Source organism: Stenotrophomonas sp. ZAC14A_NAIMI4_1 (genome assembly GCF_003086915.1).
Classification (GTDB): domain Bacteria; phylum Pseudomonadota; class Gammaproteobacteria; order Xanthomonadales; family Xanthomonadaceae; genus Stenotrophomonas.
This window is the reverse complement of record NZ_CP026002.1, coordinates 1195062-1207862: the sequence shown is the minus strand read 5'-3', so window position 1 is coordinate 1207862 and position 12801 is coordinate 1195062. Positions and strand designations below refer to the sequence as shown.

Here is a 12801-nt window from a genome sequence, read left to right as displayed (position 1 = left end):
TGACCCTACCGACACAGCCGCACAGGAGCGGAACGATGGTTGAGAAGACAGGACGCAGCGCATGGCTGCTGGCGGCCGCCGTGCAGTTTCTGGTGCTGCTGCCCTATGCCGGCCCGGCGCAGGCGCAGCACCGCGATGGCTACCGCGCCGGATGGGACCGCGGCTACGAAGACCGCCAGCGCGATGAACGCGCGCGCCGCGAGCGCGAACGGGAACGCGACCGCCGTGACGAAGCCAAGGCCAAGGGCGTGGTAGTGGGTGTGGTGGGCGCGGCCGTGGTGGCCGGCGTCATCGCGGCCGCTGCCAAGCGTGAACGCGAGAACCGTGAGCGCGCCGATTACTGCATGAGCCGCTACGGCAACTACGACCGCCGCAACGACACCTACCGCGGCTCGGACGGCTACAGCTATCCCTGCCGCTGAACTGCCCCGCAGCCTTCAAGGAAACCACCGCATGAACAAGACCGCTCTACTGATTGCCCTCTGCGCCGCACCGCTGCTTGGCCACGCTGCCAGCAACGATCCGAAGCAGGCTTACATTGATTCCAGTTTCGCCGCCATGGACAGCAACGGCGACGGCCGCATCGACAAGGCCGAGTACGCGAAGTACCAGCAGGCGCGCTTCAGCAAGCAGGCCGATTCCATCGACGCCGCGTTCAAGGAAATGGATACCAACAAGGACGGAAAGATCAGCAAGCAGGAAGCGGCCGTCGTGCCGGAGATCGCCAAGTACTTCGCCGGCCTGGACACCGATGGCGACGGCTATCTCTCGCTGAAGGAGATGCAGCAGGCGATGGTGGCGGCGCAGACGGCGGACACGCCAGCGAAGTAGCGCCGTGGCGGATGCGCCCTCACATCGCTCTGGTAGGTGCCCACCTTGGTGGGCACGATTCCGTCACCGCGCGCGCAAGCCGAAGCCGAAGCGCCCACCAAGGTGGGCATCTACCAGAGCGGGTCTGCCACGACGCGTTGTCCTCAGCGCACCTTGTACAACGCCGCCGCACCCGGCCGCGGTTCAAACGCCGGCACCGTCTGCTGGGTCAGCGCGGTGCCCTTGGCATCCCACACCAGCGTCTCCACCGGGTACTCATCCTTGCGGGTCATCTGGTCGATCTTCGCCACCACCACCGTCGCCGCCGCCGGCACTTCCGGGTTCCAGCCAAACACCCCCACGCGGCCATAGAACACCGCCGGGGCAGCGGCATCAAGGCGGCGGTCCGGGCACATCACCAGGCCGCGATCAAGCATCACCCGCAGCGCACCCACCGGCACCTTCTTCACGGTCGGCGTGGTGCGTTCAGTACTGTGGCCGGGGCAGACATTGGCGGCGCGGGTGACCATGTCTTCGGCCACCTGGCGGTCAGATTGGGCGAAGGCCAGCGCCGGGGCCAAGCAAAGGCAGAACAGGACAAGCGGAGACTTCCGGGTCATTGCAGAGTTCCTGGAGTGGATACCCAGCGAACTTAGCAATGGCTCGACGCGAAGTTGCAAAGACTGCGTGAGGCCCCGGTTACGCGCGCGCTGCACCGTGCGACGGCACCGCAGCATGGAAGCAGGCCTAGCGATTCAGGATGTGCTCAAGGGCCGGCTGCTAACACAGCAGCCAGGAACTGCCGGTGGCGCCCTCGCCCGCCGCAGCAACGGAATGCCCCGCCCATGCCATGACGCGGACACCTGATTGCCCCATTGGATTGAGCCGACCACCGATGCTTCCCCCGTTCGAGCCGCTCAGGCGTTACTTCGATTTCTCCGGCCGCTGTGACCGCACGGAGTTCTGGTCGTACCTGCTGTTCGTACTCGGGGTGTTCGGCGCATGCCATGCCCTGATCGAGCTGCCCCATGGGGAGAACGCCTACAGACTGGCTGCCGCCGGCTGGTTGCTGGGCATGGCGGCAGCCGTGTTGCTGTTCATCCCGACCCTGGCCGCGATCGTGCGCCGGCTGCACGACATCGACGAGTCAGGCTGGTACGCGGTGATCGTTTTCGTACCGTTGGGCGCGTTCGTTCTGTTCCCGGTGATGCTGCTGCCGGGAACCGGCGATGACAATCGATTCGGCCCGGAACGCACCGCACAGACCCGTTCGATGCCCGGGCTGAGCCTCAAGGCACCAGGCAGCGCTCCACCTGCAACGACAACACCTGGCAGGCGTTGAACAGGCCCTCCACCACGGCAGCCGAAGGGTAGCCGTCGGGGGTATCGCTCTCCCGCGCCACATGCGCCGCGTGCAGCACGGCAGTCAGTGCGGTAATGCCCGAGGCGCTGCGGGTCGCCAAGGCCATATCAAAGGCGCGCCCGGGGCTGAGGCGGGTTTCGGTCCAGGGTTCACCATCGGCACGCAGGTTCGCGCCATGGCCCTTCAAATGGGCAAGGAATGTGGAAGGTACGGCGCGCTCGGCAGAGTCGCAGAGGGCCTCCTCGAGCTTCTCTGCGAGGGTGTTGGGAAGATCGCGCAGGGCAGCGCCGAGCAGCGCGTGCAGGCGCGGATAATCGGGAAGACGGTCAGGCATGACGGCAACCTCACGGTGTGGCCACCTGCAGATGCAAGGTGGCGGACGGTGCGGGTTGGCGTGCCGGATACGTACCGCTAAAGCCGGCGGATCGAAAGATCCCCACGCACCGTCCGCCATGGACTGGCAGGCGGTGCATTGTCGTAGCTGCAGCGCAGGCTGCAAGCGCGACCGGTAGTGGTACGTAAGTTCGGGACGCCAATCCCGGCCAGGGCGAATGCCTTGGCGAGGCGATGATTGGCGTACTCGTTCGTAGATGAAAAGTAGGGAAATACCGCATTCGCGTGCGGTCATGGCACATGCGTCATGTGGTGACGAGTTATCCATCAAACGCACCCGATGGGTCGGGAACGTTCGCGTGCAGATGGCATGCCGCCGTGCATGCAGGAATGCCGAACGCGACACACCCGACTCACCTTTCCCTAGAAGCCGCTCACGTCGGAACAGATCAGGTGTCGCAATCGACCCTTGAACACCCTGCGGATCCGGCATCAGAGAGCAGGCCTGCGCCTCCAGAGAATCCGCAATCGCCCGTTGCAGTGCGGTTCCGGCGTGCATGTCGCAAAAGACACTCGAATCGATTCCGGATTGCGTCGGATTCTCCCGGCCGATCAGCAATGGAAGCGATTCATGGCACGGAACTGGATTGTGATGGGAGACCCGACCTCCAGCGGAGGGCGTGTAATCACCGCGTCGAACCGAACCGATATCGAGGGCATGGGCGTTGCACGCGTGGGTGACAAGGCGACCTGCCCGCAGATGCACAAAGGGGTGTATTCGATTGTCGAAGGCGATAGCACGATCATCATCGATGGCCAGCCCGTTGCGCTGGACGGATGCGCGCTCGCGTGTGGCTGCAGGGTGATGTCCAGCCAGCAGCTCAGGGTGTACGTATCCAATACGGCCACCACAGGCGGAACTGCCAGCCGCAACTCAGCCAGTACGCAGCCTGCTGCAACGCCGCTGGACAGCGGCCGCCGCCTTCAGTTCGACCAGGCCATCCGTTTCACCGGCTCACAGGGCATGCCGCTAAGGGAGCTTCCCTACACGCTCCACCTGGCGGACGGCCAGACCTTCTCCGGCATCACCAGCGCGCTGGGCGAGACCTCACGTGTATCAACCCGGGAAAGCGTGGCAGTGGTGCGCGCAGAGTTGCGCCCGCCCAGTACCACGAGCGGCTGTTGCGAACGGACCCTGCTGGCCGGGATCGATGATGCAGAGATTTTTGAAGTTGATGGTGTGATTACCACCTCTGACACCTTGGGAACGTCGATCGTACCGGTGCAGGTGCCAAGCCATGAACGCCGCTTGACACAAGGCGAGATCGAGATGGCACAGCTGGTATTCGGCGATGCGATTGACTACAGCCTGGTGAGAATTCACAACCATGGCTACTGGATGCTGGTGGGGATGCAACCGGAGGACACTGTGGTTGCGCCCAATGGCGAGATCTATTTCCCCAAAAGACCTGTATAGAGATGACTTCTCTTCTTCAAGCCTTCGCTACCAGCACCTGTTCATCCACGAAATGACCCACGTCTGGCAGTACCAGCTGGGCTACAACGTGAAGCTGGTGCGTGTACCGCGACCGAACATGAGCTACGACTATGTGCTCGATGACGCGCGCCTGCTCCACGACTACAACATGGAGGCGCAAGGCGACATCGTCGCGGACTACTTCGTCGTTGCCTTCCGTGATTCACAAGGCAAGATGAGCAACACAATGTACCGAACCACATTCGACATCCATGCTCAGTTGAAACGCGCACTTGCACAGTTTCTTGTCTCAACTGCCGATAAGCGCAACCTTCCGAGGACCACCCGATGATCAGAGAGTCATGGCCCCTTTGGGCGATGCTGCTACCCCTCGTGGCCAGCTGCTCAGCGCCGCCAGGGCGCTACCAGAAGGCCACGGTCAGCACGTCTGACGGCAGGCTGTGCTTTGGTATTCCTGACACGCGCGAGAATCGATCCGCGCCGCCTGAGATCGAATCCATCGGCGTGAGCGCTGCTGGGCAAGGACTCTATCCAATATGGGAACGGGTCTTCATGGACGAGCACATTCCCGAACCTGCGCTCCCACCTGACCAGTGCATACCCTACGCCTCCGGCCCCAACCCTGCCCCGCCATTGCAGGTGGGCGCGTACTACGAGGTGGTCCTTTCCGGATATACGCCTGACAGTCCACATAATGGCGGCGTGGGAAAGATGCGGGTATTCAGTACCTGCTTCCATCTGCGTCAGTCCATCGGCAGTTCCGAGTTGAAGCCCGTTCTGTTGGCCTGCGGCACGGTGCCCACATCTTCGCTCCCTCCTTCATGAGCAGAGAACCAATGATTCGCGTAGTGCCGTGAGCGGCCATCTCAGCCGACGTGGCGGAGTACCCGCCTGGCGACCAGCGCCCCCTCCAAGGACGACACAATGATCAGGCAGTCATTGGCCCTCTGCGCGTTGTTGCTACCGCTGGTTGCCAGCTGCTCACCACCGCCCGGGCGCTATCAGAAGGCAACGGTCAGCACGTCCGACGGCAGGCTGTGCTTTGGCGTTCCCGACACCCGCGAGACGCGATCCGCGCCGCCTGAGATTGCCTCCATCGGGGTAAGCGCTGCTGGGCAAGGACTCTACCCGCTGTGGGAACGGGTCTTCATGGACGAGCACATTTCCGAACCTGCGCTCCCACCTGACCAGTGCATACCCTACGGGTCCGGCCCCACCCCTGCCCCGCTACTGCAGGCTGGCGCGTACTACCAGGTGGTCCTCTCCGGATACACGCCAGACAACCCAGACAATGGAGCTGTGGGAAAGAAACGCGTGTTCAAAGCCTGCTTTCACCTACATCAATCCGCCAATGATCGCGAATTGACGCCTATCGTGGTGACCTGCGGGGACGTGCCCCCATCCTCGCTACCTCCCTGATGAGAGGAGCGTAGCCATATAAACCGTTGCAGCAGGAATTTCATCAGGCCCCCAGCCTTCAACTGTCCCCGCGCGTGCTCTGGTACCCGCGATAGGTTTCGCCCCACTCGCGCATTGCCAGCAGCACCGGCACCAGCGAACGCCCGAATTCGGAAAGTTCGTATTCCACCTTCGGCGGCACTTCCGGGTACACATGGCGGATCAACACGCCGTCCGCCTCCAGTTCGCGCAACTGGCTGGTCAGCATCGATTGCGTGGCGTTGGGCACCAGCCGCGTCAGTTCCATGAAACGCCGCTTGCGCTTCATCAGGTGAAACAGGATGACCGGTTTCCACACGCCGCCCATCACCGACAGCGTGACCTCTACCGCGCACCCACTCTTGCCATCCCAACGCTTGCTGCGCATACATACTCCGGAAAACCATAGTACCTACGAAAAATCGTCGTTCTTGTTGCAATAACGGTGCGAGCCTAGCATGGCGCCATCCACTGAACGTGAGGCGCTTCATGAAGTTCAAGGCTCTGCTTTCCAGCAAGACCAACGACCGTGTTTCCACCGAATTGGTGGATTTTGACGAGGCCGACCTGATGGACGGCGATGTCCTGGTGCAGGTTGATTATTCGACCCTCAATTACAAGGATGCGCTGGCGCTGACCAACGAGCGCCCGGTCATCCAGAAGTTTCCGCTCATTCCCGGCATCGACCTTTCCGGCGTGGTGGTGGAATCCAGCAATGCCGGTTTCAAGGCCGGTGATCGCGTGGTGCTCAATGGCTGGGATCTGAGCATGGGCCATCACGGCGGCCTGGCCCAGCGCGCCCGCGTGCGGGGTGAGTGGCTGAACAAAATTCCCGGCAACCTGACCACCCGCGATGCCATGGCCATCGGCACCGCCGGCTATACCGCCATGCTGTGCGTGCTGGCGCTGGAAGACGCGGGCGTGACCCCCGAAAAGGGCGATGTGCTGGTAACCGGCGCCAATGGCGGCGTGGGCTCGATCGCCGTGGCCATTCTTTCCAAGCTGGGCTACCGCGTGGTGGCCGCAACCGGCCGCCCCGAACATGCCGAATACCTGCACAGCCTGGGCGCGGCGGAGATCATCGACCGCGCGGAGCTTTCCGAGCCGCGCAAAAAGCCGATCAGCGCCGAGCGCTGGGCAGGCGTAGTGGACGTGGCCGGCGGCCCGACCCTGGTCAACGCGCTTGCCGAAACCAAGTACCGCGGCGCCGTAGCGGCCTGCGGCCTGGCACAGAGCGATGCGCTGCACGGCTCGGTGCTGCCCTTCATCCTGCGCAACGTCACCCTGGCCGGCGTGGATTCGGTGAACGCACCGCAGGACGTGCGCCAGCGTGCCTGGGATCGCTTGGCCACCGACCTGGACCCGCAGAAGCTTGAGAGCACGGTGCAGCAGATCGGCCTTGCCGAGGTGCTGGACGTGTACGAGCAGATCATCCCGGGCAAGGTGCGCGGGCGGATCGTGGTCGACGTGAACGCCTGACGCCTGTTATGCCAGCGGTGGTGCAACACCATCGCTGGCAGCTGGCCCGCCAGTCCAGAAGCCCTGCGCGCGGCATCAAGCCCCCTTATCATGGGGCTGTAAGGGCGCTTTACGCCCAGTGACGTACGCAAGGCAGTATCTGGATGTCTATGGAATGGCGCCCCTCGGGCTGGGGCCAGCGTGTGACCCGCTCGCCGGACTGGCGGCTGCGGCTGGATGGCGAGCATGTCGAGCTTCTGATTGCGGGCCGGCAGTACCGGCAGCACGTGGACGGCGACGAGCGCTTGCGGGTTCTTCCTGGCCTGTTCTGGGCCAAGGTGGCGCTGCAGACCGAGGACGGCGAAACGCTGTCCGTGGATGGCCTGCCCAACCGCCAGGCTTCGCAACTCTCGGCCGCTGTCCAGCAGGTGCTCTTTGCGCGCACCACGCGCGGGCGCAAGGCGCTCTTTGAGGACATTCTGGAGCAGATCCAGTCATGGCTGGCTGACGCCGACGCACTCACCGACCGCGGCAGTGCGGGCCGCCGCTGGATCACCCACGAGCAGCAGCAGGCGCTGCTGGCCGAGCGCCCCGCCCTGCCCCTGTCGCCGGCCGAGCTGGAGCGACTGTTCCTCGATGAGGACGTGCACGACGATCTGCAGGCGCACAGCCACCGCGTCGCGCTGGATGCCCTGCACGACTGGCAGCTGGACTGGCCCGCCGTGTGGGCAGACGCCAATGCGACCATGACAACGCGGGAACTGGTGCTGGCCAAGGACTTCCTGGACCGGGTGGAAAGCAGGCCGCTGACCGAGGAACAGGCCCGCGCGGTCATCTGCTTCGACAACTGCGTGCAGGTCGTCGCCTCGGCGGGCTCCGGCAAGACCTCCACGATGGTCGCCAAGGCCGCTTATGCCATTGACCGCGGGTTCGTTGAGCCCGAGCGGATCGTCATGCTGGCCTTCAACAAGGATGCCGCCAAGGAGCTGGAGGAACGCGCGCAGCGCTCTTTCGACCGGCTCGGCATGGGCGACACCGTGGTCGAGGCGCGGACCTTCCATGCGCTGGGCCTGGCGATCATCGGCAAGGCCACCGGGCGCAAGCCCGACATTCCCGAGTGGGCCATCGACGCCACACTGGGCTTCAACAAGCTGGCCGAGCTGGTGGACGACCTGAAGGATCGCTCGATCCACTTCCGCACCCAGTGGGACATGTTCCGGCTGGTGTTCGGGCGCGATCTTCCGCCGTTCGGTGCCGAGATGATGGCCGACGGCTACGATCGCGATGGCACACCCTACATCCGCACCCTGCAGGGCGAGCGGGTAAAGAGCCTGGAAGAGTGCGTCATTGCCGATTGGCTGTTCTACAACGGCGTGGCGTACGACTACGAGCGCCGTTACGAATTTGATACCGCCACCGATACCCATCGCCAGTACCGACCGGACTTCTATTACCCAGACGCCGCGCTGTATCACGAGCACTTTGCGCTGGATGCCAATGGCCAGCCGCCGAAGCACTTCGACAACTACGCCGAAGGCATGCAGTGGAAACGCCAGCAGCACGTAGCGCGCGGCACCGCGCTGGTCGAAACGACTTCGTTTGGCCTGCGCAGCGGGCATGCACTGGAACACCTTGCCGGGAAACTCGGCGATTCCGATGTCCGGCTCGACCCGAACCCCGACCGTGAGCTGCCCAACGAGGGCGCCAAGCCGATGCCGGACGCGGACCTGATCGGCCTGATGCGTACCTTCATTGCTCACGCCAAGAGCAACAGCCTGACGCTGGACGATCTGGCCGCGCGCCTCCGGCAGATGCCCGAAGACCAGTTCAAGGAACGCCATCGGCGCTTCCTGGAAATCGCCGCGCCGGTTTTCCAGGCCTGGGACAACGCGCTGGCCGACGAGCGCGGCATCGACTTCGAGGACATGCTCAACATGGCCGCCGGCATCCTGGAGCAAGGGCATTACCAGTCGCCCTACGAGCTGGTGATGGCTGACGAATTCCAGGACGCCTCGCGCGCCCGCGCCCGTCTCTGCCGTGCGCTGGTCAGCCAACCGGGCCGCCACCTGTTTGCGGTGGGCGATGACTGGCAGTCGATAAACCGCTTCGCCGGTGCTGATGTTTCGGTGATGACCGGATTCCGCGAATGGATGGGCCACGCCCAGGTGCTGAAGCTCGAGCAGACCTTCCGCTGCCCGCAGGCGCTGTGCGATATCTCGAGCCGCTTCATCAGCCGCAATCCCGCACAGATTGCCAAGGCCGTGCGTTCTTCTGCGCCGGCGATGGGGCCGGTGCTGCAGGCGTTCCAGCTGACGCGGCGTGAGGAAGTGCAGGACGGTGTTCGCCAGTACCTGGCCAAGCTGCACCAGCAGTTGGTTTCTGGAGCCGTACCACGGGGGCGCGATGGTCGCGTTCGGGTGTTCGTGCTGGGGCGCTACCGGGCGGATCGCAACGCAGTGCCTGCGGATTGGAAGACACTGTTTGGCAGCACGATGGAGGTTGAGTTCCTGACGGCCCATCGATCGAAGGGGCGCGAGGCGGACTACGTGATCCTGCCGGGCATGGTGAATCGCGGATTCCCCAGCCTGCGCGCGGATGACCCGGTGCTTTCATTGGCAATGCCGGATGGGGATACGTACCCGCTGAGCGAGGAACGGCGGTTGTTCTATGTGGCGCTGACGCGTGCGCGGCGGTCGGTGGTGATGTTCACGCTGCAGGGCAAGCACTCGCCCTTCCTGGATGAGCTGGTGGAGGAAGGCGTTGTGGAAGTGACCGGGATTTCAGGTGCGGCCATCAATGAAGAGCGCTGCCCGGTGTGCAAGGTGGGGGTGTTTGTGGAGCGGAATGGACCGCATGGGGCGTTCCGTTCGTGTTCGAGTTATCCGTTGTGCCATAACAAGCCTGATCGTTACCAGCGGGGGTAAAACCCGCGCTGAGGCGGCCACCATCCCTTGGCCGCCTTGCGCACCTCAGATCCGCCCCGCAGTTTGACCGGAGCAGTCAGGCGCGAACGAAAATCTCGACGCGCCGATTGAGCTGGCGGCCGCTCGGATTGTCTTTTCCTTCCAACTCATTGGGCGCGACCGGCTCGCGCTCGCCATAGCCCCGGGCGTCCATCGGCTGCCCAGCACCGCGCTCGCGCAGCGCAGCCTGCACAGCGCTGGCGCGCCGTTCGAAAAGCTGCTGGTTATACGCATCCCCGCCCCTGGAATCGGTGTGGCCGCGTACTTCCATGCCACTGGTCTGCACTTGGGAAAGGGCAGCAGCCAGCGTGTCCAGCAGGTGCGCGGCGTCGGCTCGGATGTTGGTACGTTCAAAGGCAGGTCCGGCGAAACCACCGACTTTCCCGACGACCTATCCGAGGCGGCCGTGGCTCACGGAATACGTGACAAAGAGAACGCCGCCTACAAGCGAGGTAGTACGCTAGAGAATGGGCGCAATATGATCACCCAGCGGGCCACCATCTGCCGGAAGCATATCGAGCCCGCCTAAGCGGACTCTCCAATGTCTGAAAACACCTGACGCAACTCTGCGATCGCCCCAGGAAAAGGCCACTTCCTCTCCACCCTTCGTGCGCTCTTTGACGCAAGCCAGTACACCACCAAGCAGGATGCAGGGAAACCAAAAATTCCTCGCCCCCTTCGGGAGGATATTTTTGAAAAAATATAATCCCGTCGAGCAATGAAGTCCCTAAAGTCGCTAATCGCCTCGTAGCTAAAATAGGCTGGGTAGGTCCCAAACAGGTCATCCAGGAGCTCCGCACCGCCACCACCCACAGCGGCCGCTTGGCTCAACGCCTCTTTTCGGAAAGCCTCAAATGGCGCTTGGGAGGCTCGCACTGAACCCATGGCCATGCAAAGCAATTCGTCAGTCGTTTCCATAAGCGCAATACTACGCGCCACTAGTCTCAGAGCTTGAGAAGGCGGATCTTGCGATGCTTTATAGATCGCATCATGGGAAAGCTCTGCCATGGTGTGCTGTAGAAGCGTGCGGACCTGCACCTCGCAACACCAAGGAGGCCCATCCTGCGGCCTCAGTTCATAATGGTGCGACTGATACCCAAACTTGTCAGGCTCCGTCGCCGCCTCATCATCCGGATTGCGCGTTTGCTTATGCTTCCAACGCGAGGACGACTTAATAGTTTCAAGAATAGGAATGAGATCATCCGATGTGAGGACGACGAATCGAACGCCCACCAAGTCCGTCATATCGACAGCAGGATCCGCATACTTTTTCTTAAACTGCTTCTTCCGAGCTGACTCCACGTCCTTAACACGAGGGCTCACTGGCATCTTGAGAAGGGAGGCGTGCAGGGCGCTAATCTCGCTTGCAACCACCCCACCCCACTCCTGAAGCTGAAGCCTATGCTCATCGATGTACGCACCGATGTCGAAATCACTCCTCATAGAAGGCGCCGCGAACTACGATGGTAGAAGCATCCTCAGTTCTTCCAATAACTTCAACCACACCTTTGTCGGCGTCGGCAGGTATCTCGATCCTAACGCCACTGGTGAACTTCATTTTCCTTGGGCGCCGAAGTTTAGCCTTGACGTAATCGATATCCTTAGGCACTGAAGTTGACGGAAATCCTCTAGCACTCATGAAATCGACAAAGGAATCGCGAAGATCTTCATCCTCAATGTTGCCTTCCGCAAAATCACTTACATTGATGATAGCCGAGGTACTCCTCAGCTCTACTCGAAGCGCCTCTCGAAGCTCCCATCGCTGCTCCTCCGGCATCGCCGAAGAAACAATGAAACCTTGCGCGTGCTCATAGAAATCCTGAGTTAACTTCTTTGAGGATTTCTGAATCCCCATACCCAAGAAGGTTTGATAGAAATACGCCGCGGCGGATCTAGTTTCGGTGGCCGTAATTAGATGATCAAACAAGAAACCACGATAGTTTTTTTCATCATAAGATCCCACGCTCACAGTAAGAGCAGGCTTGTCCTCCAACAGCAACCCTACCTTGTACAAACGCTGAGAAGGCGTCAAAGCTAGGTTCTTTAGATATGTAATCTCCGCATCTTCCCCATCCCCAGCAGCACCAAAACCGTCATGCATTTCCGCCTTGATCACGGAAATAAAGCGACGAGGCGCGAGTCCCATGCGCCCGCGTATAACGAAAACCACGCCAGAAAGCCCGCTGGTACTAGACTGTGCATCGGAAAGCTTGGTGGCAAGCAGTTTCGATGTCTGGATAAAACCACTCTTTGGAGTGCGAGCAATCGCGTCCGCCGCATGTTGCAAGAAGCTGTCAGAGTCCGACTTTTCAATTGAAAGCTCAATTCCGTGCGATTTGTTTCCAAAGGCTTTTGTAAGTCGCTGCTGGAGAGCATCCACCCCGTCTGTGTGCAGGTGCATCAGAGCGTTCTTCAGACTTGGAGGCTTTACAACCTTATTCGAATCCTTGGCGTAGATTCGATGAGAAATTATGTCGTCGATAAGTAGATTTGAAGTATCCAAGCCGGCAGCCGCTTTAGCCGGGGGCTGCATAGGTGCTACTGCCACATTCATCCCACTGCGTCCTTGTTGGGTGGAGGCATCTCCGGCGCCCCCCGATGCCGCAACGTCGATCTTCAACGTCAAGACCTTTTACCCCATTCCGCGGATCAAGTCACATTTCCATCTATGGCGCTCCAGGGCCGATACCGGCCGCTAGAGTCTTCCCCGCCCCCCCCTTGCAAGGACGAACCCATGGAACGGCGGTATCTGACAAGATCGCTGGCCTTGATTCTGCGCCAGATCGACCCCGCGTCCTGGCACGAACGGGGATGTTCCGGCTAACCCGGGCATTCTTAGCCGCTTTGGCCGCCTGCCTCATAGGAGGCTCCGGCCTGCTCTTAGCCTGCCGCGGCCGGCCGGTCAGTGGCCACGCGACAGCTGAGCGCGCCCGGCCCGC

The 12801-nt window shown here is 61.9% G+C and carries 12 protein-coding genes and 1 pseudogene; 7 read left to right on the top strand and 6 right to left on the bottom strand.

The window, feature by feature from the left end; genetic code table 11:
* Positions 1 to 35 precede the first annotated feature (35 nt).
* Together C1926_RS05600 and C1926_RS05595 are read left to right on the top strand one after the other, a co-directional pair.
* Positions 36 to 422 carry a hypothetical protein gene (locus tag C1926_RS05600; protein WP_108758511.1) on the top strand — a complete coding sequence of 129 codons (387 nt, stop codon included), beginning with the start codon at positions 36 to 38 and terminating at the stop codon, positions 420 to 422.
* Positions 423 to 453: 31 nt separating this feature from the next.
* The gene (locus C1926_RS05595) at positions 454 to 831 is read left to right on the top strand and encodes an EF-hand domain-containing protein (protein WP_108758510.1); all 378 of its coding nucleotides are present in this window, start codon (positions 454 to 456) and stop codon (positions 829 to 831) included.
* 143 nt (positions 832 to 974) lie between these two features.
* On the opposite strand, the gene C1926_RS05590 is transcribed toward C1926_RS05595, so the two are convergent.
* Positions 975 to 1430: a hypothetical protein gene (locus C1926_RS05590; protein ID WP_108758509.1), complete on the bottom strand. Its 456-nt coding sequence runs from the start codon at positions 1428 to 1430 to the stop codon at positions 975 to 977.
* A gap of 185 nt (positions 1431 to 1615) precedes the next feature.
* Here C1926_RS05590 and C1926_RS05585 point away from each other — a divergent pair, with 185 nt between their 5' ends.
* Positions 1616 to 2152, top strand: coding sequence for a DUF805 domain-containing protein (locus C1926_RS05585; protein ID WP_254057371.1), 537 nt, complete (start codon positions 1616 to 1618; stop codon positions 2150 to 2152).
* On the opposite strand, the gene C1926_RS05580 is transcribed toward C1926_RS05585, so the two are convergent.
* Positions 2100 to 2507: a hypothetical protein gene (locus tag C1926_RS05580; protein WP_108758507.1), complete on the bottom strand. Its 408-nt coding sequence runs from the start codon at positions 2505 to 2507 to the stop codon at positions 2100 to 2102. The two genes, C1926_RS05585 and C1926_RS05580, sit on opposite strands and share 53 nt — an antisense overlap.
* A 468-nt stretch (positions 2508 to 2975) precedes the next feature.
* Between C1926_RS05580 and C1926_RS05575 the strand changes: the two genes are divergently transcribed.
* Together C1926_RS05575 and C1926_RS05570 are read left to right on the top strand one after the other, a co-directional pair.
* On the top strand, positions 2976 to 3983 hold the full coding sequence (locus C1926_RS05575) for a PAAR domain-containing protein (RefSeq protein ID WP_254057370.1): 1008 nt from the start codon (positions 2976 to 2978) through the stop codon (positions 3981 to 3983).
* A 52-nt stretch (positions 3984 to 4035) separates the two neighbouring features.
* Entirely contained in the window at positions 4036 to 4335 is a 300-nt protein-coding gene (locus C1926_RS05570) for a hypothetical protein (RefSeq protein WP_108758505.1), read from the top strand.
* A 1146-nt stretch (positions 4336 to 5481) separates the two neighbouring features.
* Here C1926_RS05570 and C1926_RS05565 read toward each other — a convergent pair.
* Positions 5482 to 5829 (bottom strand): helix-turn-helix domain-containing protein, encoded by a 348-nt coding sequence (locus C1926_RS05565; protein WP_108746931.1) that lies wholly within the window; start codon positions 5827 to 5829, stop codon positions 5482 to 5484.
* A gap of 101 nt (positions 5830 to 5930) precedes the next feature.
* Between C1926_RS05565 and C1926_RS05560 the strand changes: the two genes are divergently transcribed.
* Positions 5931 to 6920 (top strand): MDR family oxidoreductase, encoded by a 990-nt coding sequence (locus C1926_RS05560; protein ID WP_108758504.1) that lies wholly within the window; start codon positions 5931 to 5933, stop codon positions 6918 to 6920.
* Between the two features lie 149 nt (positions 6921 to 7069).
* Positions 7070 to 9823, top strand: coding sequence for a UvrD-helicase domain-containing protein (locus C1926_RS05555; protein WP_108758503.1), 2754 nt, complete (start codon positions 7070 to 7072; stop codon positions 9821 to 9823).
* 76 nt (positions 9824 to 9899) lie between these two features.
* Here the strand turns inward: C1926_RS05555 and C1926_RS05550 are convergent.
* From C1926_RS05550 to C1926_RS05535, 3 genes and pseudogenes are all read right to left on the bottom strand, one after another.
* A pseudogene (locus C1926_RS05550) lies at positions 9900 to 10217 on the bottom strand (OmpA family protein); the annotation flags it as partial.
* A 170-nt stretch (positions 10218 to 10387) separates the two neighbouring features.
* Positions 10388 to 11305: a hypothetical protein gene (locus tag C1926_RS05540; protein ID WP_108758500.1), complete on the bottom strand. Its 918-nt coding sequence runs from the start codon at positions 11303 to 11305 to the stop codon at positions 10388 to 10390.
* Complete coding sequence (locus C1926_RS05535; protein WP_159095039.1) at positions 11295 to 12482, bottom strand: nucleoid-associated protein; 1188 nt, start codon at positions 12480 to 12482, stop codon at positions 11295 to 11297. Before C1926_RS05535 ends, C1926_RS05540 begins: the two co-directional genes overlap by 11 nt.
* Positions 12483 to 12801: the final 319 nt, after the last annotated feature.